The sequence below is a fragment of the Streptosporangium sp. CA-135522 genome, assembly GCF_050949235.1.
In the GTDB taxonomy this organism is placed as follows: Bacteria; Actinomycetota; Actinomycetes; order Streptosporangiales; family Streptosporangiaceae; genus Streptosporangium.
Window position 1 is genome coordinate 2,371,577 of the sequence record NZ_CP192026.1, and the last position, 23,857, is coordinate 2,395,433.

Genomic DNA, 23,857 nt, shown 5'->3' on the forward strand with positions numbered 1-23,857 from the left:
GTGGTGGAGTACCTCGGCCAGGACGAGCTCTACCCAGAGACCGTCCGCGAGGGCGTCGAGTGATGCCATGATCCCTCCTCACAGAGGGGACGTGTCACCCCTATGCCCGGATTACGGGCGCGCCGGAACCGATCCGGACAGTAGACAGTCCCTGCCCGTGCTGAGTGGGGCTTCTCGTCGCGAAGGGGGCAGCTACTCCTCGATCCGCGCGCCGAGGGAAGCGGGCGGAACCAGGTGAGCGCATGCATCTGCATGTGAGATGAGAACGAACTTTCCATCCCATCGGTCCACGAGGTGCTCAACGAGGCAAGAGCGTCCTTCCTGATCAGGGACGCGGGTCCAGCAGGGGATTTCCTCGCCGATGGTGTTGTCGATGAGCTTCACGGTCGCCTCCTCGGCGAGCACGCTCACGCGGCCGGGTAATCACGCGCTGGCGGTCAGCAGGATGCCCTCGTTACTTCAGCGCGGTACGGCAGGGGACTGCTGCAGGGACAGGCCGATAGCGGCAAGCCTTCGTTTGACTTCCTCGACATACATGGGACCGTTGCGCTCGATCGCCAGCAGACCCTGCTCACTGTGAGCGACCAGCTCGCCATACGTGTTTATGCCCGCACGCTTAAGAGGGGCGTACGCCCGCACCGTGAGGCCAAGTTCCTCAAGGGGCAGCCTGGCGTATTTGTCGTTCAGCGGGGAGCTTGTGGAGGGCATCATGTCTCTTCTTTGTGCTCGTGGCTACTCCGCGCTGGAGAAGCGTAGGTAACGCATTATGCGGCTACTGTTCGCCGAACGCGGGCGCCTGCATGATGGCCGCGACCTCTTCGTCGGAGGCTCCGGCGATCTGAGCTCGCCATGTCCGGCGGGAATCGTCCGTGAGACGAGTCAGGGCTGCTGTGAGGCCATCGTCATCCATGCCGCCATACTCGCGCCGCGGGATGATCGTCCGCAGGGGCGGTAGCGCCTCGGAGGAAAGGCGAGGCCCGTTGGCCGCACGCCAGGGCCTCACAGGGTTGGACGTCGGCCGAGTGCGGGAGGTTCACACCGAAACCGAATCGGACTCGGCTACGGCTTCCACTCCGGCTGGTAGTCGGAGTGGTCGGCGTACGGCAGGGCGAACAGGCGGAGGTCTTGGCCGGCGCCTGGCTCGATTGGCGAGGCGAGCATGTCCTGCGCCAGCTCCAGCATCCGCCACTTGGCCTCGATGTCGCGGAGCACGCGGGCCGGGTCGTGGCGGGCGATGTGCGGGCCGACCTCGCTCCACACCTCGGCGACGGTCTCCTCGCCGAGGGAGAAGATCGACGTAGCCTCGCTGTCGTCTGGGTCGCCTTTCACCAGGCCGAAGGCCGGGTTCCACCACCAGGACTTGCCGTACACCGCGGAGGCGAGGCGGGCGTCAGCCTCCTCCTCGCCCCAGCGGGCTCGGAGGAACTCGATCGGATTGTCCACGTGCTCATGATCGCGCCCTGGGCTGATCGTCTATAGCCCGCGACTTTGAGGGCCTGCACAGCGCAGCTGGCTACCGGTCCTTCACCATCAGGTGCGACACGTCGCCGCTCATTAAGTGGCACAACAAGAACGCAAACGGCGAATCCGTGGGTGGTTGCGTGGTCATGGACGCCATTCCCGCGCAGTCCTTCGCTAGGAACGACGTGAACGAAAAGAACGTCAAGGTCGACCAGATATACGACCATATCAAACGGGCGTTGACCCCTGGTGCGCATACCAATCCTGTCCCTGGCGGCGTGACCTTCCCCGACTTGACCCAGGCTAAGACGATTCCTGGTAGCACTCCGCGCAACCCCTTGTCGCGTACAAGGTACTCGCCGGACCGGAAGACCAACCATGCGATGTCATACGAGGTCTGTCAGTTGGAATTCGGGGAAGCCGTCACTAAGCAACCGGGCATGGAATGTGACGAGTTTCCATTCGCTTCAACCGAACAGGGCGCCGCCTTCGCCAAGCCGCGGCATAACTTCTCAGTCCAGATGCTCAGCAAGGCCCAGAATCAAGGGTACGGTGCAGTGCTGACAGCCTGGTACTCCAACAACCGGATCCTTAGAACCGATAAGTTCTACATGCGACTCAAGTAGGAGCCGCCGGTGGCCCGTGTCCGCGTCTATGATGCGGACACGGGCCACCGGCCCCGCCCCGACAGAACTGTAGGAGACATGACAAGAATTATCGCCGAGTGCTCCGACGGAATAGAAATAGAAGATTTCTTCTGCTTCGCAGACCTGGAGGTTGCCAAAGACCTACGCCCCAGGCAGCATGGCATTTGGGATCTCCGCGGGCCTGGCCTGGGCCAGCGGATAGCAACAGGACCGAACGCGATCATCGTGTGTGCGGAACCTGATTCCAGGGTTTACGTACGCTACGAACGATGGGACGGTCATCCATCTGTTGACCCGACGTGGGAGGAATTGTGGACCGGCTCACTGTTCTTCGCGTCCGGCCGGGTTTGCGGAGTGAGCAGCGTTGAGGGTGAGGTGAGCTACTATTCAGACTTCGACTTAGAGCGGGAGATGACGCTCTGGAACACACGCGTGTGCTCGAAATTCGTAGACAATGACCAGGAGTCGAGCTTTCCTCGTCATATCTACCGAATTAACCTTTTTACGCTCCAGTTTTGGGTCCCGGAGGATGGCTCCTCATCAGATTGACCACTGCCCCATAAAGAGTAGATGGTACTCGCCGAGGCGTGGCCAGCATTGTTCGGAAGCCGCGACGTCCGGCCGCCATCCGCCACGTCTACGGGCCGGAGAGGGAGGCTCTGGGCGTCTTGGCCATCGAGATCGAGCGCGTCGCGCCGTAGCCGCGTTGTGCGGCTACGCCTCGATCTCGCCGTCCTCGGCGGTCTGCTGGCGTAGCTCCTCCAGACGCGTAGTGCGAGGGCGGCCATGATGCGCTTGTGGAGCCACTCCGACGGCTCGTCAGGGGCACAGGTCATGCCGCCCATGCTCGCCGAGCGGGATGATCGTGCGCAGGCGGACGGGGAGGCTTCTATGAGTTGGTGGCGGGTAGCATCGGCGGCCCCCATATTGCCTCCCATGCCATTGCCAATAGCCACCACATGCCTGCGGCGAGTGCGGTGCCCAGGAGGAGCGTCAGCACGATCAGCGATATGAGGGAGCGTCGGGGAGCCATATCAGGTGAGACGTCGTGCTGGGGCGAGGAGTTCGCCTTTTGCTGTGCTCAGGGTGCGGCGGGAGCGCCGGCCGGGGCAGGCAGACGTGGAGACGCCCCCGCCGGCCACTCTTGGGTTCTAATGATCCCCGCAACACCCTGAAGTCAGGGAGCTGCGGGGATCATGGGTTTTGAGGTGCTGAAGGCGAGGTTCTTCGAGGCACTGGACCGGGAGGACGGCAGCGTCACCGCTGCTGCTCTTGCAGCCGGGGTGAACCGCAATACGGCGTTCGGGTGGGCGCGGTGGATATTCGGCTCGATCGTCGGCTGCTCTGGGTCGTCTTGGCCATAACCCTCATCGGTGACCACCGGTGGTGGATCCGGCCCCCAACTGCTCAGCTCGTCGAGCATGTCAATGGCCAGCTGCCCCTTGGGCACGTGCCCGATATCGTCCGGGATCCGGGCCCGGCACCACCGCGTTGCCACCGCGGCCGGATCCTGCGCTCGCGGCGAGGACGGATCCCACTGCTCGGGCACGAACAGCCGCCAGTTCACCGGCCAGCAGGCGGCGTCGGTGACCAGATGCACACTCGGGGCGACCTGACAGTCGGCGGCCTTGCCCAACGCTCCGCAGTACTGCCAGGCCACCCTCGGCGACTCCTCGCCGTCCTTGGGAAAGGACATCTCATCGATCACCCACGCCACCGGGCCGATCACCACCTTCATCCGCCAGGCCGGCTGCGCCAAAACCAGTTGATGCGCCCACGGGGCGTCGGTGAGGAACTGCTGCAGCCCTGCCGGTCCATGCCCAACCGGCTAGCCATCGGTTCCATCGACTTGCGTGCCCCGTCGGTCAGCAGCCCGCGCACATGCCGTTCACTCCACCGGCGCCGATCAGCCCGGCCCAGGCAGTCGAACATCTCAGCGGCGAAGGCTTCCAACCGCTCCTGCACGGCCTCGAGTTCTTGCGGTGTCACCCCTGTCACCCCCGAACGGGAGACACACCCTCACCATCCAAGGTAACCAAGCCCTACTAGGCGCTGGCTGTCGTGAACGCGATTCTGTATCAACGGGGCCCACCCTGCCGGCCTCGACAGGCCGAAGTGATCCAGATGGCTCGCGCGGCCGGCGCGTAGCCGTCCCCGGCGGGGGTTCCGGCGCCGCCCGGATACATCCGTCCTACCCACTCCGGTGGCCGTCCTCGCGGTCTCCGGCCGCCGTACGGTCACCCGCTACCGCGTGGCCGCCCGGGTGCGCAGGGCCCGCTTGTCTATCTTCCCGTTGGCGTTGGCGGGCAGTGCGTCCACCACGATCACCCGCCGGGGCACCTTGTAGTTGGACATGTTCTCCCGGGCCCAGGCGACGATCCTCTCCGGATCGACGGTGACGCCCGACCGAGGGACCACGAAGGCCCATCCGGCCTCGCCCGCTCTCTCGTCCGGCATCCCGATCACCGCGGCCTGGGCCAGCGAGCCCTCCCGCAGCAGCAGTCCCTCCACCTCGGCGGGGGAGACGTTGAACCCGCCGACGATGAACAGCTCCTTCTTGCGATCCACGATCGCGAGGTTGCCCTCGGGGTCGAGGACGCCGACGTCGCCGGTGTGGAGCCAGCCGTCCCTGATCACCTCGGCCGTTCTGTCCGGCTCGTCCCAGTAACCGCGCATGACCCCGTAGCCCCGCACCACGACCTCACCACGCTCGCCTGGCGCGACCTCCACGCCGTGGTCGTCGACGATCCTGACCTCGACGCCGGGCATCGGGCGGCCGGTGCTCGACGCCACGACCTCGACGGGGTCCTCCGCCCTCGTCATGGACACGACCGTGCCCTCCATCAGCCCGTAGGCGTTGATCATGCGCTCCAGGCCGATCCGCTCCAGCAGCCTGCGGACGAGCTCGGCCGGGACCGACGCCGCGCCGCAGATCGCCACGCGCAGCGCGTGCTCCCCGACGCCGCCCTCCTCCAGCAGCCGGTGGAACAGCGTGGGAGGGCCGGCCAGGATCGTGATCCGCTCGTCCCGGATCAGCTCCGTCAGCAGCTCCGGGCCGAACAGCCGGATCGGCATCATCGTGGCCCGGCGCATCACCGAGGCCAGCAGTCCGGCGTTGAGCCCGAAACCGTGCGCGAACGGCGCGACGACCGGATAGCGATCACCCGGTCGCAGGGTGACGACCTCCGCCCAGTCCCAGTAGCCGCGCAGCATGTGGCCGTGTTCCAGCATGACGCCCTTGGGCGTCCCCGTGGTGCCGGAGGTGGACATGATCTCGCACAGGTCGTCCGGCCGTACGGCCAGCGCCCGTTCCTCGGCCTCGGCGCGGCCGACCCGCGATCCGGCCGCGAGCAGCCGCGAGAACCGCGTCGCGCCAGGCCGTTCCAGCTCGTCGGGCACGATCGCGTGCCGCAGCTCCGGCAGGTCCTCGAAGGGCCGTCCCTGGGCGGGGCCGCCCGCCGCGCCGGCCAGCAGGTCGGCGAAGACCACGCCGTCCGGGCCGGGCCCGGTGATCAGCACGCTCGTCCCCGTCCTGCGGAGCACCTCGGCGGCCTCGATGCCCTTGTAACGCGACGACAGCGGCACGAGCACCGCCCCGGCGTCCCAGACGCCGAACGCGCCCACCACCCAGTGCGAGTCGTTCAGCCCCCAGCTCGCAACGCGGTCTCCGGCCCGCACGCCCAGGGCGATCAGGCCCCGGGCGACGGCGCCGGCCCGGGCGCGCAGCCCGGCGAGCGACATGCGGGTCCCGCCGTCGGCCACGACGACGTCGGAGGGATGGTTCTCGGCCTGGTCGCGGAGCATCCGGGGGATCGTCCCCCAGCCGGGTACTTCCATGCCGGTCGCGCCTTTCGGGGGAGCGGATCAGCGGGTCACGGCCGTACGGTCCCTGCCCAGGTGGTGGCCTCGCGCGTCGTTCACCACGCCCCGGGGACCGGCCTCCACGACCTGCCGGGAGACCTCGACGGCGATCGTGATCGGGGTGAGCGCCTTGAGCGACTGCTGGATACGCGATCTCCACATGGGGTTCTCGACGAGGCTCGCCCGGTTGAAGGCGACCGTCAGGACGGCGGCGTCGAGCGTCCCCTGCCGGGACACGCCCAGCTCCCAGCCCGAGACCCCGTCGATCCTGCCGAGCGCCCGCTCGATCCGGTCCAGAGACACCCACACCCCGCGGATCAGCACATGGTCGCCGACGGTGTGCTCGGGCGCGGGGATCGCGTCCCCGGCGGGCACGCGGACGACCTGCCCGGTACGGAGCACCGCGCCGGTCATGCCGGTCGGCGGGCCGGTCACCGTGCCGGTCACCGGGCTGGTCATCGGGCTGGTCACCGGGTCGGTCACCGGGCCGGCGACGACCAGCTCGGCCAGGCCGGCGGCGTACGGGGGCACCAGCAGCTCGTCCTTCTCCAACGAGGCCAGGCCCATCGCCCCCGGGGTGAGCGGGGTGAGCGGCGCCGTCTCCGAGGACCGCCATCCCAGCGGCACCGCGGTGAACGGCGAGCAGTAGACCTCCGTGATCTTCGCCTCGAACTCCGCCGCCAGGTGCGCCATCGTCCGCCGGGAGGCGATCTCCCCGGTCAGGATGACGTGCCGCAGCCCCAGGTCCAACGGGTCGAGCAGGAATTCCAGGTGCAGCCGGGCCAGCAGATCCATGGCCCCGGTCGGCGTGATCACCAGGGCGGTCGCCCCCAGGGACTCCAGCGCGTGGTGCAGCCGGAGCCGGCCGCGGGGGCCCACGGAGGCGGCGGCCCGGGTCACCTCGGCCGCGGCCTGCGCCCACCGGGCGCCCGCGAGCTCCCCGTCCCCGGACAGCGCCACCACGACCCGGTCGGCCGCTCCCACCCCCGCCGCCTCCAGCGCGGCCCGGTAGGACTCGAGCCCACCCTCCGCGGGGACCACGCTGCCGGCGTCCGCGGAGACCAGCAGCAGGCCGGTCGCGGTGCGGCCGGCCGCGGCCAGGTCGCCACGGGTCCGCCACGTCGTCGCGCCGGTGGCCGCCGCCTCGTCCCGGTCGCGGGTCCCGGTCCGGGCGGCCACGTCGCCGTCGCGGTCGTGCGTCCGGATCCGGTCGGCGGTCATTTCGCCACCTCGGCCATGAACAGCCTCATCGACTCGCAGACGTGTTCGTGGGCGAGGCCGCCCACCTGCGCCTGCAAAATCAGGTCGGTGGCTCCGGCCTCGGCGATGCGGGCCGCCGCCTTGCGCGAGCCCTCCACGTCGTCCACCACGACCATGTGGTGCTCGCGAAGCGTCGCCATGGCCTCCTCTGGCGGCATCCCGGCCGCGAGCTGGCCGAGGACCCTGTGGGTGGCGTGCCTGGCGTCGTAGTAGTCGGGTGGGGTGACCAGGTTGACCTGGCGCCGGATGTACCACAGCACCGGGTCGGCGGCGGTCTCGAACGCCTGCTCGCGCGTCTCCGCGACGAACCACGGGATCATCAGCGCGACCCGGCGGCTGTCGGGGTCGAAACCGTTGTCGGCCAGGCACTGCCGGTAGGCGGCGATGTCCTCGGCGACGTCGTCGATGCCCTTGAGCATCGTCATGCCGAGCAGGTTGTAGCCGTGCTTGGCGGCGGCCAGATATCCCTCCAGGGAGGTGGACGCCACCCACACGGGAGGGTGCGGCACCTGGGCCGGACGCGGGTAGACCGCCACGTCGGGGATCTCGAAGAACTCGTTGGACCGGCTGATCGGCTCACCGTCGGCCCGCCAGATGGCGAGGGTCGCCTCCAGGGAGTCCTCCCAGATCTGCCGGGACTTCTCGAACGGTTTCCGGAAGGCCTGGTACTCCAGCGGGGAGGCGCCTCGGCCGGTGCCGAACTCCACCCGGCCGCCGGAGATGACGTCGAGGGTCGCGACCCGCTCCGCCGTGCGGATGGGCGACTGGAAGGGCAACAGCACCACCCCCAATCCCAGATGGATCCGCTCGGTTCGCTGGGAGGCGGCGGCCAGCACCAGATCGGGGGCCGAGGAGTGGGAGAAGCCGCGGGTGAAGTGGTGCTCGACGAACCAGGCGGTGTCGAAGCCCAGCCGGTCTCCCAGCACCACCTGGTCGATCACATTGTGGAAGGCCTGTTGCTCGACCTCGCGGGAACGCCCGCGGACCTCCAGCTCATATCCCAGGCTGATCCGTAGGGACGTCATCCACGCCTCCGTAGTGTCACATCCGTTCCCCGGTGACGAGCCCTTCACTTAACCAAGCGCTCGCTTGGCGAGATTACCAGCCGGGTGGAACGGCAACAAGCCGACTCCGCCGACGCGACCTCAGAGGCCGGCGGCGGCGGCCAGGCGGGCACGGTGCGCCTGCGGGGGGCCGAAGAGCTGGGCGTCGGCGGTGGCGCGTTTGAAGTGGCGGTGGGCGGAGTGCTCCCAGGTGACCCCGGTGCCGCCGTGGACCTGGATGTTCTCGCCGGCGGCGGTCAGGTAGGCCTCGGTGCAGTAGGAGCCGGCGATGGCGGCCCGGACGGGGAGATCCGCGGCCGCGGATCGGGCGGCCGCCAGGGCGGCGGAGCGGGCGGACTCCACCACCAGCAGCAGGTCGGCGAGCTTGTGCTTGACGGCTTGGAAGGATCCGATCGGGCGGCCGAACTGGTGGCGTTCCTTCGCGTAGGCCACGGCGGTCTCCAGGCAACGGGCGGCGCCGCCGGCCTGCTCGGCGGCCAGGCCGGTGACGCCCAGGTCGCGGATCCGGTCGCGGGTCGTGCCGTCGCCCGCCCGCACGACCGGGACGGCGTCGAAGGCGAACGTCGTGAGCGGGCGGGTCTGGTCGAGGCAGGCGTGTGGCGTGCGGGACGACGGGACGGCCTCGACCAGCTCGTCGCCGACGAAGGCCAGCACCACCTCGGCGTCCAGCGCGTGACGGGCGACTCCTGTGAGCTTCCCCTCGCTCAAGGTTAGATCGGCATCGGCGGGGAAGAGAAGGGTCGCGGTGACGGACCCGTCCGCGATGCCCGGCAGCAGCCGGGTCATGGCGGCCGAGTCTCCACCGGCCTTGATCGCCTCTGCGGCCAGCACCACGGTCGACAGGTAGGGATAGGGCGCCAGGGCGCGGCCCAGCTCCGCGCATACGACGGCCACTTCCGCCATCCCGCACCCCGCCCCGCCGTACTCCTCGGGGACGGCCAGGCCCGCCGCCCCCAGCTCGGCGGCGAACCTGCGCCAGGCGGCTCCGGGGCGCTCGGCGAGGAAGGAGCGGACTGTCGCGCGGAGTTCGGACTGATCCTCGGTCAGGCTCACCCACATAGCATAACCAAGCGTTTGCTTGCTAAAGGATATTTGCCACTTTTTGTGCATTTTTGCAGGTCAGATACACTGCAGATGGCCACAAGTAGATGTGGATCGGGGGATCAGTGGCTTCGGTTGACCGTAACTACGCGCTGGATCAGAACTACACGGCCGCCTTTCTCGCCGACGATCGCCACGAGCGGGCGATCGTGCTCCACATGGTGCTCTCGTTCGTCGGCGGGATGGTTCTCGGCGCCCTGGGGGCGGTGCTCTCCTACGGGCCCGACGGGTTGTACGCGATCTACGAGCCCTATGCCTACGTGCTGTTCGTCGTCGTCGTGGGACGCACCGCCGCCAGCCTCGGCTGGGCGGCGCTGACCAGTGCGCTCGCCACGTTCGGCCCGATCATCGCGCTGCTGGCCGCCTCGATCTTCAAGTCGGGCGGCGACTTCCTGAGCCTCGGCACCAACGGTGTCAAGCTGAACTTCACGCTCTTCACCCTCGCGTGCTTCGGCCTGCTGGCCTACTTCACCAGGCACGAGGACCTCTGGGGGGACCTCGCGGGCGGCGCGCTGGCCGGGCTCGTCATGATCGACGGCATGAACAAGGCGCTGCCCGACGGGCCGCAGTACGTCCCCGGATTCTGGCCGTGGAGCGCCCTGATCGTGGTCGCGCTCGCCACGGGACTGCTGCTGTCGTTGCGGCGAGGGAGCGCCCGGCTCCGCTCGGCGCTGGTGGCGCTGATCATCGCGTCCGCCTACTTCGTTTTCGTCGTCGGCCTCTGATCGCAGACAACCGGCTTGCGCGAGTCGATAGCCTGTAGCCATCGATCCCTGCTAGCTAGGAGTAGCCGTGCTGCTGCGCATGTCGTCGTTGTTTCTTCGAACGCTGAGGGACGACCCGGCAGACGCGGAAGTCCCGAGCCACAAGCTGCTCGTCCGCGCCGGTTATGTCCGTCGTGTCGCACCCGGCGTCTACTCCTGGCTGCCGCTCGGCAAGATGGTCCTGGACAACGTCACGCGCATCGTGCGCGAGGAGATGAACCGCATGGGCGGTCAGGAGGTGCTCTTCCCCGCCCTTCTGCCCCGCGAGTACTACGAGGCCACCGGCCGCTGGACGGAGTACGGCGACACGCTCTTCCGCCTCAAGGACCGCAAGGGCGCCGACTACCTCCTCGGTCCCACCCACGAGGAGATGTTCACCGACATGGTCAAGGGGGAGTACTCCTCCTACAAGGACTACCCGGTGACGCTCTACCAGATCCAGACGAAGTACCGCGACGAGGCCCGCCCCCGGGCCGGCATCCTGCGCGGCCGCGAGTTCGTCATGAAGGACTCCTACTCCTTCGACCTCGACGACGACGGTCTCAAGCGCTCCTACGAGCGGCACCGCGAGACCTACATCAGGACCTTCGACCGCCTCGGCATCACCTACAAGATCTGCTTCGCCACCTCCGGCGCGATGGGCGGCTCGGCCTCCGAGGAGTTCCTCGCGCCCGCCGCGACCGGCGAGGACACCTTCGTCGCCTGCCACCAGTGCGGCTACGCGGCCAACGCCGAAGCGGTCACCACTCCCGCCCCCGCCGCGATCACCGGCGAGCGGCCGGCTCTGCGGGTCCTCGACACCCCCGACACCCCGACCATCGAGTCGCTGGTCGAGCATGTCAACGAGCACCACGGCCTGGGCGTCACCGCCGCCGAGACGCTCAAGAACATCGTGGTCAAGGTCACGACCCCCGGTTCCGGCAAGACCGAGACGCTGATCGTCGGCGTGCCGGGCGACCGCGAGGTCGACTTCAAGCGGCTGGAGGCCTCCCTGGCCCCCGGCGAGCCCGCCATCTTCGAGGCCGAGGACTTCGCCAAGCACCCCGGCCTGGTCCGCGGCTACATCGGCCCGCAGGTGCTCAAGGACCTCGGCATCCGCTACCTGGTCGATCCCCGCGTGGTCGACGGCAGCGCCTGGGTGACCGGGGCCAACGAGCCCGGCAAGCACGCCGCCGGCGTGGTCGCCGGTCGCGACTTCGTCGCCGACGGCACGATCGAGGCCGCGGAGGTCCGCGCCGGCGACGCCTGCCCGGTCTGCGGCTCCGGCCTGTCCATCGACCGGGGCATCGAGATCGGGCACATCTTCCAGCTCGGCCGCAAATACGCCGACGCGGCCAAGCTCGACGCCCTCGGTCCCGACGGCAAGCCGATCCGGGTCACCATGGGCTCCTACGGCGTCGGCGTCTCTCGCGCCGTGGCCGTGCTGGCCGAGCAGAAGCACGACGAGCTCGGCCTGGTCTGGCCCCGTGAGGTCGCCCCGGCGGACGTCCACATCGTGGGCACCGGCAAGGACGACCAGATCGAGGTCGCGACCCGGATCGCCGAGGACCTGGACGCGCGCGGTCTGCGCGTCCTGGTGGACGACCGTCCCGGGGTCTCCCCGGGCGTGAAGTTCAAGGACGCCGAACTGCTCGGCATGCCGACGATCCTGGTGGTCGGCCGAGGGCTCGCCCAGGGCGTCGTCGAGCTGCGCGACCGCGTGACCGGGACCAAGGAGGAGATCCCCGTCGCCGAGGCCGCCGACCGGGTCGTGGCCGCCTGCCGCGCCTGACCCCGACACCGCCTGCCGTGCCTGAGCGCCGGCCCGCTCGCCGGGCCTGAAGCCCGCTCGGGAAGGGAGCGGCCCGCCCTCACCGGCGGGCCGCTCCTTCGCATGTACGGCCTCGCCTCCTCGCGTCCTCCGGCCTCGCCTCCTCGCGTCCTCCGGCCCCGCCTGTGTTTCCGCAGGTCACCCCACGGGAAGATCGGTCTCACAAGGGATCGACGGGGGGTTTCATGGCGCAGGTGTTCGACGCGTCCGCCTACGGGCGCGCCATCGCCGATGTCTACGACATGACCATGGCCGACGCCTGCACCGAGTCCGCGGTGGACCGGCTCCACGAGCTCGCCGGGGGAGGACCCGTTCTGGAGTTCGGCATCGGCACCGGCCGGCTGGCCCTGCCGCTGGTGCAGCGGGGGCTGACCGTCACGGGCATCGACGGTTCGGCGGAGATGGTGGAGGTGATGCGCGCCAAGCCCGGCGGCGACCGCATCCCGGTCACGGTGGGCGACTTCGCCCGGACCCGGGTCGAGGGCGAGTTCGACCTGGTCGTGCTGGCCGTCAACACGATCTTCGCGCTGCCGTCGCAGGACGCCCAGGTCGACTGCTTCCGCAACGCGGCGGCTCATCTGCGGCCCGGCGGCCGTTTCGTGGTCGAGGCCTGGGTGCCCGACCTGGCGGCGTTCCGGAACGGGACGGCGCTGCGCCTGCTGTCGCTGAGTGAGGACAGGGTCTTCGCGGAGGCGGCGCGGCTGTCTCCGGCCGACCAGATGATGTACACGACCAAGATCAATATGACGTCCGAGGGCCTGCGGCTCCTGCCCGCCAACCACCGCTACGCCTGGCCGGCCGAGCTCGACCTGATGGCGCGCCTGGCGGGCATGGAACGCGAGCATCGCTGGGCCGACTGGCGCGGCGCCCCGTTCGCCGACGACAGCCGGGCGCATGTGTCGGTCTATCGCCTCTGACCCGCGCCGGCCCCTTCACCGAGCCCTTCACCGAGCCTTTCGCCGTTCCGGGAGACCGTGATGCAGTTGCCCGCACCCCGAGGCCCCCTCACCGGCCTGCTCTTCGAACGGCTGGCACGCCCGCCGCACGCGTTCGACCTGCCGCCGGAGCTCGCCGGGGAGCCGGCCGTCGAGGACGAGGATCTCCAGCTCGCGCTCTTCGTCTGCTACGAGCTGCACTACCAGGGCTTCGACGAGGTGGACGACGGGTGGGAGTGGAACCCGTCGCTGCTGGGCGCGCGGCAGGCACTGGAACGGCGGTTCGAGGACGGCCTCGCGGAGATCGTGCCGCGCCCGCCGCTCACGCCGTCCGAGCCGCGTCCGCCCCTGGCGGCGCCCATGCACATGCGCAGGGCCCTGGCCGAACTGGTGGCCGCCGCCGACGACGGCCCCTCCCTCGCGGCGTTCCTGGAGAGGAAGGCCGATCTCGGGCAGTTCCGCGAGTTCGTGGCCCACCGGTCGATCTACCACCTGAAGGAGGGCGATCCGCACACGTGGGCGATCCCCCGGCTGCGCGGTCGTGCCAAGGCCGCCCTCGTGGAGATCCAGGCCGACGAGTACGGCGGCGGCCGGCTCGAACGGATGCACTCGGAGCTGTTCCGGGCCACGATGCGCATGCTGGACCTGGACGACTCCTATGGGGCCCATCTCGACCGGGTCCCGGCGATCACGCTGGCGATCGGCAACGCCATGTCGCTGTTCGGTCTCCACCGGCGACGCCGGGGCGCCCTGCTGGGCCACCTGGCGGCCTTCGAGATGACGTCATCGCTGCCCAACCGCAGGTACGGCCGCGGCCTGCGGCGGCTGGGCGGCGACGCGGCGGCCTGCCGCTTCTACGACGAGCACGTGCAGGCCGACGCCGTTCACGAGCAGATCGCCGCCCACGACATGTGCGGCGGGTTCGCCGCCGCGTCCCCCGCCCTGGCCGAGGACGTCCTGTACGGCGCCGCCTGCGCCCTCACGCTCGACCGGCTCTTCGCCGACCATGTCCTGGGAAGCTGGAGACGGGGAACCACGTCACTGCGCGAGGCCGGTCTGGCGGTGGGCGGCCGGTGATGGACCTCGACTACGTGCTGCCGCTGCGCTGGGAGGACGACTCGGGCGTGCGGGAGCTGACCGCCTACCTGCGCCGGCTCGGCCGCATCGTGCGGGTCGTCGTCGTCGACGGCTCTCCGGCCCCGCTCTTCGAACGGCACGCGGCCCTCTGGAGCGGGTTCGCCCGGCATGTGCCGCCCGACGGTGACCTCGACTTCGCCAACGGCAAGGTCGCCGGGGTGATCACCGGGATGCGCCGGGCCCGCGCGGAGCATGTGATCATCGCCGACGACGACGTCCGCTACGACGCGGCGGAGCTGGCCAGGATCGACGTCCTGCTGCGGACCGTCGACCTGGTCCGGCCGCAGAACTACTTCGACCCGCTGCCCTGGCACGCTCGCTGGGACACCGCCCGAGCGCTGCTCAACCGCAGCTTCGGCGCCGACTACCCGGGCACGTTCGGGGTGCGCCGGTCGACCTTTCTGGAGATGGGCGGCTACGACGGGAACGTGCTGTTCGAGAACCTGGAGCTCATCCGCACGGTCCGCTCCCACGGCGGACGCGAATGCCGCCCTCGCGATCTCTACGTCCGCCGCCTTCCACCCGATCCGGCGAGGTTCTGGTCCCAGCGGGTACGGCAGGCCTACGACGACCTGGCCCAGCCCGCCCGGATGCTGCTCTTCCTCGCCATCCTGCCCGCGCTGGCCGCAGGGCTGTTGCGGCGGCGGTACGGGACGGTCCTGGCCGGCGCCGCGCTGGCGGTGGGGCTGGCCGAGATCGGTCGTCACAGGGGCGGCGGCAGGCGGGTCTTCCCCTTCACCACCGCGTTGTTCGCCCCGGTATGGGTGCTGGAGCGGGCCACCTGCAGCTGGCTGGCCCTGGCGGACCGGTTCGTCCGCGGCGGGGTCCCTTACTCCGGCCGCCGGATGCGGACCGCGGCGCACTCCGTACGCCTGCTCAGGGCGCGCCGTCAGGCCGGTTCCATCGGCTCGCCCGCCGTATCCGGCTCACTCGGCGCGCGGAATCCGGCCGGCCTGTGTGAGCCGTCGCAGAACGGCTTGACGGAGGAGCGTCCGCATCGGCACAACGCCACCGTGGCCCTGCCGGGATCGACGACGGCCCCGTCCTGAGTCATCAGCGTGAACGGCCCGCGCAGCAACAGCGGCCCGTCTTCGCACGGGATCACTGTGACCGAATTGTCCGTTTCGTCTCCCATGTGGACACTGTGCCCGGCGAGACCGGTGGGAAACGCCGGCGACCCGCCGGGCGGCCCACTGAGAGCCTGCCGGGCGACCCGCCGGGCGGCTCGCTGAGAGCCTGCCGGGCGGCCCGCCGCGAGCCCGCCGGTTACCGGGAGCCGCTACCGAGACTCTTGCGCCAGTGGAAGCCTCCGGGCAGGTTCACGCTCAGGGTGCGCCGGCCGTCGGCCGTCTTGGTGACCCGGAAAGCACGGTTTCCCCAGCTGTGGCCGACGCCGCCGCGCGACAGGTTCAGACGGAACGGACCGAACTTCAGAGACTTCCGATATCCCCAGCCCATCTCTTCCTCCCTCTCTTGAATGTGCCGGCGCGGGCTCAGCTACCCCTGAGCGCTGATCCAAACCTGGACGGAGACGGCGGACGGGGACGGCGCGCGATCACGACGGCGGAGGAGTCGCCGTGGGGGCGGGATCGGGTCGCGCGGGCATCCCGGGGAAGGCCTCGATGTCCGGGCGCAGGCCGTAGGAGCGCACGGCGCACTCCTGCATGGCCAGTGCGGCCATCTTCCGCAAAGCCGGGTCGGCGGACGCGGCCAGCTCCAGATAGGCGCCCATCACCCCCCGCTCGACCAGCACGGCGAGATCCACGGCCTGGGCCGTGGTGGACGGGGTGACCGGCAGTTCGTAACTCGAACTCGGCTCGGCCGGGGTGCCGCCACGGGTGATGATCAGGGCGCGGAGCCGGTCGCGGCGGGCCCGGTGATCGTTGAAGGCGTCCGTCGCGGCGACGCGCAGGCCCCCCGCGGTCCTGGCGGCGATGACCCCGTAGGCGTAGACGGCCGCGTGCTCGGCCGCCAGGACCGTACCGAGGGCCTGGTCGGCCCTCACAGCGGCTCTCACAGTGGCCCCCGCAGTGACTCTTACGGTGGCCCTCACAGCGGCCTCGCCAGGGCCTGGGCGTGCGCGGCCTCGCAGGCGCCGATGGAGGCGATCAGCTGGGCCAGTGCCGGGGAGGCCCCGTCGAGCTGGCGGGGACGCAGGGCCGCCGCCTTCTGCTCCAGTTTTCGCAGGCTTCGCACGGATGCTTTCGGCTGCGGCGACGGGGCGCCCGAGGGTGAGGGGGCCGGGGTGCCCGAAGGCGGGACGGAGGCGGTCGCGGCAGCGGGCGGCAGCCGCCTGCGGAGCTCGGCGAGGTGGGCCTCGTGCCGCTGTCTGAAGGGCGCGAGCTTGTCGGAGGCGATCGACGAGTAGAGCGCGATCGTCCGCTCCTTGTCCGCGATCAACTGCTTGAGCAGCACGGTCTCCGGGTCGGGGGGCTCGGCTCTGGGGGGCGCGGGATCCTCGGCGGCGCACCCCGCGACCGCCGCGGCGGCCACCCCGAGAGCACTGCCCCGCAGCAGTGTGCGCCGGGACAGGGAACGCACGGGACTACCTCCGGTTATGTGTGGGCTGCTGACGCCTCTAGCATCGTACGGGTTGGCAATCGCGCTCACCTCGCTTCTCGGACGGGCTCGCCGTACCGAGTGGCGCTCTTTCCACGCCCTGGTGTGGATAGGCTGGTGAACCGCAAGGGCGAGGTCCGCCCGGCTTGAGATCGTGACAATGGGAGGTCGGCATGGGCAGCGCCACATCCCGCGACCGCCTGATGAAGCTTCTGGAACCCGTCGTCGGAGCCGAAGGGCTCGACTTGGAGGACGTCACGGTCACACCGGCGGGCAAGCGGCGGTTGCTGCGCGTCGTCGTCGACCGTGACGGTGGCGTGAGCCTGGACGACGTCGCCGAGGTCAGCCTCGCGGTCTCCGCCGCGCTGGACGCCGGGGACGCGATGGGGGCCACCCCCTACGTGCTGGAGGTCTCCTCTCCGGGAGTCGACCGCCCGCTCACCGAGCCGCGCCACTGGCGCCGTGCGGTGAAGCGGCTGGTCAAAGCCGACCTGCGGGACGGCACCTCGGTGGAGGGCCGGATCGTCGCCACCGACGAGACCGGCGTGGAGCTGGACATCGCGGGCGCATCGCGCCGCATCGATTATGAGGACCTGACCCGAGGCCGGGTGCAGGTGGAATTCCGCCGGTTGGACGACGCCGAAGATGACGGCGAAGACGGCGACGAAGGCTAAGGGGGGGAGCCTCGTGGACATCGACATGAGCGTCCTGCGCAGCCTGGAACGGGAGAAGGACATTTCCTTCGACCTGGTCGTCAAGGCGATCGAGGACGCGCTACTGATCGCATACTTCCGGAGCGAGGGCGCGGCCGCCAAGGCGCGCGCCGAACTCGACCGGCAGTCCGGGCACGTGACCATTTTCGCCGCTGAGCTCGACGACGAGAGCGGGGAGGTGCTCAGGGAGTTCGACGACACCCCGGGCAACTTCAGCCGCATCGCCGCGACCACCGCCAAGCAGGTCATCCTGCAGCAGCTCAGGGACGCCGAAGACGAGATCAACTTCGGTGAGTTCGCCAGCCGTGAGGGCGAGCTCGTGGCCGGCGTGATCCAGCAGGGCAAGGACCCGCGGGTCGTCCTGGTGGACCTCGGCAAGATCGAGGCCGTGCTCCCGCACAACGAGCAGGTCCCGGGTGAGGAATACGTTCACGGCGAGCGCATCCGCTGCTACGTCGTCCAGGTCAAGAAGGGCCACAAGGGCCCGTCGGTCACCCTGTCGCGCACCCACCCGGGTCTGGTGAAGAAGCTCTTCGCCCTGGAGGTGCCGGAGATCGCCGACGGGACGGTCGAGATCGCGGCCGTCGCGCGCGAGGCCGGCCACCGGACCAAGATCGCGGTGCGGTCGCGGCGGCCCGGCGTGAACGCCAAGGGCGCCTGTATCGGCCCGATGGGGTCGCGCGTGCGCAACGTGATGGCCGAGCTGCACGGTGAGAAGATCGACATCATCGACTGGTCGGACGATCCCGCGGAGTTCGTGGGGAATGCCCTCTCGCCCTCCCGTGTTTCCAACGTCGAGGTGATCGACGCCGAGGGGCGCGCCGCCCGGGTGACCGTGCCGGACTACCAGCTCTCCCTGGCCATCGGCAAGGAGGGGCAGAATGCCCGGCTGGCCGCTCGGCTCACCGGATGGCGCATCGACATCCGCCCGGACACACAAGCGGGGGATGCGGCCGGTTCCGCAGATGCGTCCACACGGTAAGCTGGAATATGGTGGCCAGGCCGCCCCACTGAGAACGTGTGTGGGCTGCCGGGTTCGCACGGTTTCCTCCGAGCTGCTCCGCCTGGTGGTGGTCGAGGGCGTTATCGTCCCTGACCTGCGACGACGGCTCCCGGGGCGTGGTGCTTCACTGCATCCCTCCCTGAGCTGTCTGGCACTCGCCGAGCGTCGCCGAGCGTTTCCGCGCGCGTTTCGTGTCGCGGGTCCGCTCGATCTGTCGCGGGTGCGAGGCCATCTGGAAGAGGTTCACGCTGAAAGGATCGGGTGAAATGGTTGCCAACTGTCATGTAGGACGCCGAGTTGATGGGCTGGTCAGATAGCTATGAGCGCCTGATGAGCATGCGGCGATGAGTACGTCTACGTAACGACGGTCCGGCGGCACTGCCTCCCGGGCCGAGTAAGGGAGTGCAGTGGCGAAGGTCCGGGTATACGAGCTCGCCAAGGAGTTCGGTGTGGAGAGCAAGGTCGTCATGGCCAAGCTCCAGGAGATGGGCGAGTTCGTGCGTTCGGCGTCCTCGACTATCGAAGCACCGGTAGTCCGCAGGCTCACGGAAGCTTTGGGCGGTCCCCCCAGGGGCTCGTCCGACAGGGGCGGCAACAGGACGCCCAGGCCGCCGCAGGCGGCCCCCCGGCCGGCTGAGAGCCAGGCCGGAAGCGGTGCCGCGGCACCGTCCTCTATTCCCAAGCCGGGACCGGCCCCCAAGCCGGGCCCCCGGCCCGGACCCGCAGCGATGCGTCCCGCGGCCCCCGCGCCGCAGGCCCCGCCCGCGGTTCCGGAGCCCCAGCAGCAGGCGCCTCAGCCGCCGCAGCAGCAGCCGTCGCCGGTTCAGCCGCCGCGGTTCGAGGCTCCGCGTCCCGCCGCCCCCGGTCCGAAGCCCGGCCCCCGGCCGGCTCCGCGTCCGGCTCCGGCGGCCCGTCCCGAGGCGGCGCGTCCGGAAGGCCGTCCCTCCGGTGGCCCGGGTGGAGCCCCTTCGGGCCCCCGGCCCGGTGCGGGCGCTCCCGGTGCGGGTGGTCCCGGTCCCAAGCCGGGTCCGCGTCCGGGTCCCCGCGGCCCGCGTCCGGGTAACAACCCGTTCTCCTCCAACGCAAGCGGCATGGGCCAGGCCCGGCCGCCGCGTCCGGGCGGTCCCGGCGGTCGTGACGGCGGCCCCGGCGACCGTGGCCCGCGTCCCGGTCCTCGCGAGGACCGCGGTCCCCGCGAGCAGGGTCAGCGCGACGGGGCCGGTCCCCGTCCGCCCGCGGCTCGTTCCGGTCCTCCCGGTGCGGCCGGTCCGCGTCCGGGTCCCGGTGCGGGTGGTCCGCGTCCCGGCGGTGGCGCCGGTGCCGGTGGTCCGCGTCCCGGCGGTCCCCGTCCCAGCCCGATGATGATGCCCCAGGGCCGTCCCGCCGGTCCCGGCGGCGGCGGTGCCGGCCGTCCCGGTCCGGGCGGCGGTGGCCGTCCCGGTGGCGGTGGCGGCGGCGGTCGTCCCGGTGGCGGCGGTGGCCGTCCCGGTGGTGGCGGCGGTTTCGCCGGTCGTCCCGGTGGTGGCGGCGGCGCAGGTCGTCCCGGCACCGGAACCGGTGGTCCCGGTGGTGGCGGCGGCGGTTTCGCCGGTCGTCCCGGTGGTGGCGGCGGCCGTGGCCGCGGCGGCGGTACGGCGGGTGCGTTCGGTCGTCCGGGCGGACGTCCGACCCGTGGTCGCAAGTCCAAGCGCCAGCGGCGTCAAGAGTTCGACAACATGCAGGCCCCGGCGATCGGCGGCGTGCAGGCTCCCCGCGGCAACGGTCAGACGATCCGTCTGTCACGTGGCGCCTCCCTTGCGGACTTCGCGGACAAGATCGGCGCGAACCCGGCGTCCCTGGTGCAGATCATGCTGCACCTGGGCGAGATGGTGACCGCCACGCAGTCGGTCAACGAGGAGACGCTGCAGCTCCTGGCCGCCGAGCTCGACTACAACCTGCTTGTGGTCAGCCCGGAGGAGGAGGACCGCGAGCTCCTCGAGACCTTCGACATCGAGTTCGGTGAGGACGAGGGCGACGAGTCCGACCTGGTCGCGCGGCCGCCGGTGGTGACCGTCATGGGTCACGTCGACCACGGTAAGACCAAGCTGCTCGACGCCATCCGCAACACCAACGAGGTGGCGCGCGAGGCCGGTGGCATCACCCAGCACATCGGTGCCTACCAGATCGCCACCGAGCACGAGGGCGAAGACCGGCGGATCACCTTCATCGACACCCCGGGTCACGAGGCGTTCACCGCCATGCGTGCCCGTGGTGCCAAGGTCACCGACATCGCCGTCCTGGTGGTCGCGGCCGACGACGGTGTGAAGCCGCAGACCATCGAGGCGCTGAACCACGCCCAGGCGGCCGACGTGCCGATCGTGGTCGCGGTCAACAAGGTCGACAAGGAGGGCGCCGACCCGAGCAAGGTCCGTGCCCAGCTCACCGAGTACGGCCTCGTCGCCGAGGAGTACGGCGGCACCACGATGTTCGTCGACATCTCCGCCAAGAACGGGACCGGCATCGAGAACCTGCTCGAGGCCATCCTGCTCACCGCGGACGCCGAGCTCGACCTGCGGGCCAACGCCACGATGGACGCCCAGGGCGTCGCCATCGAGGCGCACCTCGACAAGGGTCGCGGCCCGGTCGCGACCGTGCTGGTCCAGCGCGGCACGCTCCGCGTCGGCGACTCGATCGTCTGTGGCGAGGCCTTCGGCCGCGTCCGGGCGATGCTGGACGACAACGGCGAGGCGATTCAGGAAGCCGACCCGTCGCGTCCGGTGCTGGTCCTCGGTCTGACCGCGGTTCCGGGTGCCGGTGACAACTTCATCGTCGTCACCGACGACCGGATGGCGCGCCAGATCGCCCAGCAGCGTGCGGCTCGCAAGCGCATCGCGGACATGGCCAGGTCCGGCCGTCGACGCACCCTCGAAGAGCTCTTCAGCGAGATGGAGAAGGGCCAGGTCGACGAGCTCAAGCTCATCATCAAGGGTGACGTCTCCGGCTCGGTCGAGGCTCTCGAGGACGCGCTGCTCAAGATCGACGTCGGTGACGAGGTGCGCCTGCGGGTGCTCCACCGCGCCGTCGGTGCGATCACCGAGTACGACGTCAACCTGGCGGTCGCCGACGACAACGCGGTCATCATCGGCTTCAACGTGCGTCCCGAGGTCCGGGCGCGCGACCTGGCCGAGCGCGAGGGCGTCGACATCCGCTACTACTCGGTCATCTACCAGGCGATCGAGGAGATCGAGGCGGCCCTCAAGGGCATGCTCAAGCCGGAGTTCGAAGAGGTCCAGATGGGCACCGCCGAAGTCCGCGAGGTCTTCAAGGTGCCGAAGATCGGCAACATCGCCGGTGCGCTGGTCCGTTCGGGCACGATCGTCCGCAACAGCAAGGCGCGGATCATCCGTGGCGGTGTCGTCATCTCCGACAACCTCACCGTGTCGTCGCTGCGTCGCTTCAAGGACGACGCGACCGAGGTCCGCGAGGGCTACGAGTGCGGTATCGGTGTCGGCTACAGCGACATCAAGATCGACGACGTCATCGAGACGTTCGAGATGCGGGAGAAGCCGCGCGTCTGATGCTCCGGTTCGGCAAAGGGGTCGTTCGCCGGCCGAAGGCCTCACCCGTCGGGTGAGCACCACCTTCGGCCGGCGGGCGCCCCGGCGCCGCCGGCGCACGGTGACAGCCGTGGCGGATGACTCAACATGTATGTAGGTGCCCTGACAATGGACATCCTGCTCGGCGACGTCCACTCGCTGAAGCAGAAGCGCTCCGTGGTGCGTCCCATCATCGCCGAGGTGCAACGACGGTTTCCGGGCGTGGCCGTCGCCGAGACCGGCCATCTCGACCTGCACCGCCGTACCGAGATCGGGATAGCGGTCGTCTCGGCCACCGCCGCCAACTGCGGCGCGGTGCTGGACGACTGCGAGCGCCTGATCGCCTTCCATCCGGAGATCGAGCTGCTGTCCGCCCGGCATCGGCTCTACAACGAGGACGAAGACTAGTTACAGCGATGACCGGTCGCGGAGCCGCCCTTCGTGTCCGGTCGTTACTGTGAGAAGGGGGGAGCGAATATGGACGCCGCACGCGCACGTAAGATCGCCGATCGTATCCAGCAGGTCGTGGCCGAGATGCTGGAGCGTCGGATCAAGGACCCGAGGCTGGGTTTCGTGACCGTGACGGACACGCGGATCACCAATGACCTGAGCGAGGCCACGGTGTTCTACACCGTGTTCGGCTCGGAGGCCGAGCGGGCCGACTCCGCCGCGGCGCTGGAGAGCGCCAAGGGGCTCATCCGCTCGGAGGTGGGCCGCCAGACGGGTCTGCGCCACACTCCGACGCTGACGTTCACCCACGACCCGCTCCCTGACAGCGCCCGCCACCTCGACGGTCTGTTCGCCGAGGCCAAGGTGAGGGACGCCGAGATCGCCAAGAAGGCCGAAGGGGCCCAGCACGCCGGCGAGGCCGACCCGTACCGCAAGCCCGACGAGGACGACGCCGACTTCGACGAGAGCGACGACGAACCGTCAGAGCGGGCGGGACACCCCGCGACGTGACGCCCGAGCTGAGTGCGGGAGGTCCGATCCCGGTCCATGACTGGGATCGGGCCGTCGGCCTGATCTCCTCCGCCGAAGAGGTCGCGCTGGCCTGCCACATCTCGCCCGACGGCGACGCGCTCGGTTCGATGCTGGCGCTCGGCCTGGCGCTGCGCGCCGCGGGAAAGCGGGTCACGGCCTCCTTCGGGGAACGCCGCTTCCGGGTGCCCCGGCTGCTGGGTTTCCTGCCCGGGCAGGAGCTGCTGGCCGAGCCCGACTACTACCCGGCCGTGCCGGAGCTGATGGTCACTTTCGACGTCCCCATCGTCGACCGGCTCGGTACGCTCATCGGGAACGCGGTCAAGGCCCGCGAGCTGATCGTGGTGGACCACCACCCGTCCAACACCGAATTCGGCACGCTCAACCTGGTCGACCCCGGTGCCGCGGCCACGGCCGTGCTCGCCGAGGAGCTGATCCACCGGCTCGGCCTGCCGCTCGACAAGGCCATCGCGACCTGCCTGTACGCCGGCCTGGTCACCGACACCGGCTCGTTCCGGCACTCCTCCACGACTTCCGGGGTGCACCTGATGGCGGCCCGGCTGGTGGCCACGGGACTGAACCCGGAGGAGATCTCCCGGGAGCTGTGGGACCGTTCCCCGTTCGGCTACCTCAGGGTGCTCGGTGCCGTCCTGGACCGGGTGAAGCTGGAGCCGGAGGTGGGGGAGGGCCTGGTCTGGACGTTCGTCACCCGGGCCGACCGGGCCGCCTACGGCCTGCCGTACGACGAGGTCGAGGGGATCATCGACGTGATCCGGCGCACCGAGGAGGCGGATGTGGCGGTGATCCTCAAGGAGGACGACGACGGCGCCTGGCAGGTCTCCACCCGTTCCAAGGGCGCGGTGGACGTCTCCCGCGTCTGTGCCGCGCTGGGCGGCGGTGGGCACACCAAGGCTGCGGGCTTCACCTCCCACCTGCCCGTCGAGCAGACGATGGCGAACCTCCGCGCACTCCTGTAGCCTCCGCGCACT

The 23,857-nt window shown here is 70.0% G+C and carries 24 protein-coding genes and 2 pseudogenes; 14 read left to right on the plus strand and 12 right to left on the minus strand.

Features of this window, described 5'->3' with window-relative positions:
- Nucleotides 1-192: 192 nt before the first annotated feature.
- From ACQPYK_RS11330 to ACQPYK_RS11340, 3 genes are all read right to left on the minus strand, one after another.
- Nucleotides 193-384: a hypothetical protein gene (locus tag ACQPYK_RS11330; protein WP_433241482.1), complete on the minus strand. Its 192-nt coding sequence runs from the start codon at nucleotides 382-384 to the stop codon at nucleotides 193-195.
- A 75-nt stretch (nucleotides 385-459) separates the two neighbouring features.
- Nucleotides 460-708: a DNA-directed RNA polymerase subunit alpha C-terminal domain-containing protein gene (locus tag ACQPYK_RS11335; protein WP_433241479.1), complete on the minus strand. Its 249-nt coding sequence runs from the start codon at nucleotides 706-708 to the stop codon at nucleotides 460-462.
- Between the two features lie 351 nt (nucleotides 709-1,059).
- Nucleotides 1,060-1,443, minus strand: coding sequence for a DUF6221 family protein (locus ACQPYK_RS11340; protein ID WP_433253914.1), 384 nt, complete (start codon nucleotides 1,441-1,443; stop codon nucleotides 1,060-1,062).
- Between the two features lie 164 nt (nucleotides 1,444-1,607).
- On the opposite strand from ACQPYK_RS11340, the gene ACQPYK_RS11345 reads away from it, so the two are divergent.
- Both ACQPYK_RS11345 and ACQPYK_RS11350 read left to right on the plus strand, forming a co-directional pair.
- On the plus strand, nucleotides 1,608-2,087 hold the full coding sequence (locus tag ACQPYK_RS11345; RefSeq protein ID WP_433253916.1) for a NucA/NucB deoxyribonuclease domain-containing protein: 480 nt from the start codon (nucleotides 1,608-1,610) through the stop codon (nucleotides 2,085-2,087).
- A gap of 78 nt (nucleotides 2,088-2,165) precedes the next feature.
- On the plus strand, nucleotides 2,166-2,657 hold the full coding sequence (locus ACQPYK_RS11350; RefSeq protein ID WP_433253918.1) for a hypothetical protein: 492 nt from the start codon (nucleotides 2,166-2,168) through the stop codon (nucleotides 2,655-2,657).
- 628 nt (nucleotides 2,658-3,285) lie between these two features.
- On the opposite strand, the pseudogene ACQPYK_RS11355 reads toward ACQPYK_RS11350, so the two are convergent.
- From ACQPYK_RS11355 to ACQPYK_RS11375, 5 genes and pseudogenes are all read right to left on the minus strand, one after another.
- Nucleotides 3,286-4,040 (minus strand): annotated as a pseudogene (locus tag ACQPYK_RS11355) (IS701 family transposase).
- Between the two features lie 312 nt (nucleotides 4,041-4,352).
- Nucleotides 4,353-5,945 (minus strand): AMP-binding protein, encoded by a 1,593-nt coding sequence (locus tag ACQPYK_RS11360; protein WP_433253920.1) that lies wholly within the window; start codon nucleotides 5,943-5,945, stop codon nucleotides 4,353-4,355.
- Nucleotides 5,946-5,972: 27 nt separating this feature from the next.
- On the minus strand, nucleotides 5,973-7,190 hold the full coding sequence (locus tag ACQPYK_RS11365) for a hypothetical protein (protein ID WP_433253922.1): 1,218 nt from the start codon (nucleotides 7,188-7,190) through the stop codon (nucleotides 5,973-5,975).
- Nucleotides 7,187-8,254 (minus strand): LLM class flavin-dependent oxidoreductase, encoded by a 1,068-nt coding sequence (locus ACQPYK_RS11370; protein WP_433253924.1) that lies wholly within the window; start codon nucleotides 8,252-8,254, stop codon nucleotides 7,187-7,189. The genes ACQPYK_RS11365 and ACQPYK_RS11370 overlap by 4 nt, the downstream gene beginning before the upstream one ends.
- A gap of 120 nt (nucleotides 8,255-8,374) precedes the next feature.
- Entirely contained in the window at nucleotides 8,375-9,346 is a 972-nt protein-coding gene (locus ACQPYK_RS11375) for an acyl-CoA dehydrogenase family protein (RefSeq protein ID WP_433253926.1), read from the minus strand.
- A gap of 113 nt (nucleotides 9,347-9,459) precedes the next feature.
- Between ACQPYK_RS11375 and ACQPYK_RS11380 the strand changes: the two genes are divergently transcribed.
- The 5 genes from ACQPYK_RS11380 to ACQPYK_RS11400 all read left to right on the plus strand — a co-directional run bounded on the left by ACQPYK_RS11380 (nucleotide 9,460) and on the right by ACQPYK_RS11400 (nucleotide 15,089).
- Entirely contained in the window at nucleotides 9,460-10,119 is a 660-nt protein-coding gene (locus tag ACQPYK_RS11380; RefSeq protein WP_433253928.1) for a hypothetical protein, read from the plus strand.
- Nucleotides 10,120-10,186: 67 nt separating this feature from the next.
- Nucleotides 10,187-11,929, plus strand: coding sequence for a proline--tRNA ligase (locus tag ACQPYK_RS11385; RefSeq protein ID WP_433253930.1), 1,743 nt, complete (start codon nucleotides 10,187-10,189; stop codon nucleotides 11,927-11,929).
- A gap of 224 nt (nucleotides 11,930-12,153) precedes the next feature.
- On the plus strand, nucleotides 12,154-12,885 hold the full coding sequence (locus ACQPYK_RS11390; protein ID WP_433253932.1) for a class I SAM-dependent DNA methyltransferase: 732 nt from the start codon (nucleotides 12,154-12,156) through the stop codon (nucleotides 12,883-12,885).
- 60 nt (nucleotides 12,886-12,945) lie between these two features.
- Nucleotides 12,946-13,980 carry an iron-containing redox enzyme family protein gene (locus ACQPYK_RS11395; protein ID WP_433253934.1) on the plus strand — a complete coding sequence of 345 codons (1,035 nt, stop codon included), beginning with the start codon at nucleotides 12,946-12,948 and terminating at the stop codon, nucleotides 13,978-13,980.
- Complete coding sequence (locus ACQPYK_RS11400) at nucleotides 13,980-15,089, plus strand: glycosyltransferase (RefSeq protein WP_433253936.1); 1,110 nt, start codon at nucleotides 13,980-13,982, stop codon at nucleotides 15,087-15,089. Before ACQPYK_RS11395 ends, ACQPYK_RS11400 begins: the two co-directional genes overlap by 1 nt.
- Here the strand turns inward: ACQPYK_RS11400 and ACQPYK_RS11405 are convergent.
- From ACQPYK_RS11405 to ACQPYK_RS11420, 4 genes and pseudogenes are all read right to left on the minus strand, one after another.
- Nucleotides 15,053-15,175 (minus strand): annotated as a pseudogene (locus ACQPYK_RS11405) (hypothetical protein); the annotation flags it as partial. The gene ACQPYK_RS11400 and the pseudogene ACQPYK_RS11405 overlap by 37 nt on opposite strands.
- Nucleotides 15,176-15,306: 131 nt before the next feature.
- The gene (locus tag ACQPYK_RS11410) at nucleotides 15,307-15,498 is read right to left on the minus strand and encodes a DUF4236 domain-containing protein (protein ID WP_433253938.1); all 192 of its coding nucleotides are present in this window, start codon (nucleotides 15,496-15,498) and stop codon (nucleotides 15,307-15,309) included.
- 97 nt (nucleotides 15,499-15,595) lie between these two features.
- On the minus strand, nucleotides 15,596-16,057 hold the full coding sequence (locus ACQPYK_RS11415) for a ferritin-like domain-containing protein (protein WP_433253940.1): 462 nt from the start codon (nucleotides 16,055-16,057) through the stop codon (nucleotides 15,596-15,598).
- Nucleotides 16,058-16,089: 32 nt separating this feature from the next.
- Nucleotides 16,090-16,581, minus strand: coding sequence for a twin-arginine translocation signal domain-containing protein (locus ACQPYK_RS11420; protein ID WP_433253942.1), 492 nt, complete (start codon nucleotides 16,579-16,581; stop codon nucleotides 16,090-16,092).
- A 191-nt stretch (nucleotides 16,582-16,772) separates the two neighbouring features.
- On the opposite strand from ACQPYK_RS11420, the gene rimP reads away from it, so the two are divergent.
- The 7 genes from rimP to ACQPYK_RS11455 all read left to right on the plus strand — a co-directional run bounded on the left by rimP (nucleotide 16,773) and on the right by ACQPYK_RS11455 (nucleotide 23,845).
- Nucleotides 16,773-17,273 carry a ribosome maturation factor RimP gene (rimP, locus tag ACQPYK_RS11425; RefSeq protein ID WP_433253944.1) on the plus strand — a complete coding sequence of 167 codons (501 nt, stop codon included), beginning with the start codon at nucleotides 16,773-16,775 and terminating at the stop codon, nucleotides 17,271-17,273.
- Between the two features lie 25 nt (nucleotides 17,274-17,298).
- Nucleotides 17,299-18,294: a transcription termination factor NusA gene (gene nusA, locus ACQPYK_RS11430; protein WP_433258766.1), complete on the plus strand. Its 996-nt coding sequence runs from the start codon at nucleotides 17,299-17,301 to the stop codon at nucleotides 18,292-18,294.
- On the plus strand, nucleotides 18,278-18,580 hold the full coding sequence (locus ACQPYK_RS11435; protein ID WP_433253946.1) for a YlxR family protein: 303 nt from the start codon (nucleotides 18,278-18,280) through the stop codon (nucleotides 18,578-18,580). Before nusA ends, ACQPYK_RS11435 begins: the two co-directional genes overlap by 17 nt.
- A gap of 142 nt (nucleotides 18,581-18,722) precedes the next feature.
- Nucleotides 18,723-21,872 carry a translation initiation factor IF-2 gene (gene infB / locus ACQPYK_RS11440; RefSeq protein WP_433253948.1) on the plus strand — a complete coding sequence of 1,050 codons (3,150 nt, stop codon included), beginning with the start codon at nucleotides 18,723-18,725 and terminating at the stop codon, nucleotides 21,870-21,872.
- Nucleotides 21,873-21,998: 126 nt separating this feature from the next.
- Nucleotides 21,999-22,298: a DUF503 domain-containing protein gene (locus tag ACQPYK_RS11445; RefSeq protein WP_012888847.1), complete on the plus strand. Its 300-nt coding sequence runs from the start codon at nucleotides 21,999-22,001 to the stop codon at nucleotides 22,296-22,298.
- A 69-nt stretch (nucleotides 22,299-22,367) separates the two neighbouring features.
- A complete protein-coding gene (rbfA, locus tag ACQPYK_RS11450; protein ID WP_433253950.1) occupies nucleotides 22,368-22,850 on the plus strand; it encodes a 30S ribosome-binding factor RbfA in 483 nt (160 codons plus the stop codon).
- Complete coding sequence (locus ACQPYK_RS11455; protein ID WP_433253952.1) at nucleotides 22,847-23,845, plus strand: DHH family phosphoesterase; 999 nt, start codon at nucleotides 22,847-22,849, stop codon at nucleotides 23,843-23,845. The genes rbfA and ACQPYK_RS11455 overlap by 4 nt, the downstream gene beginning before the upstream one ends.
- The last annotated feature ends 12 nt before the right edge of the window (nucleotides 23,846-23,857 follow it).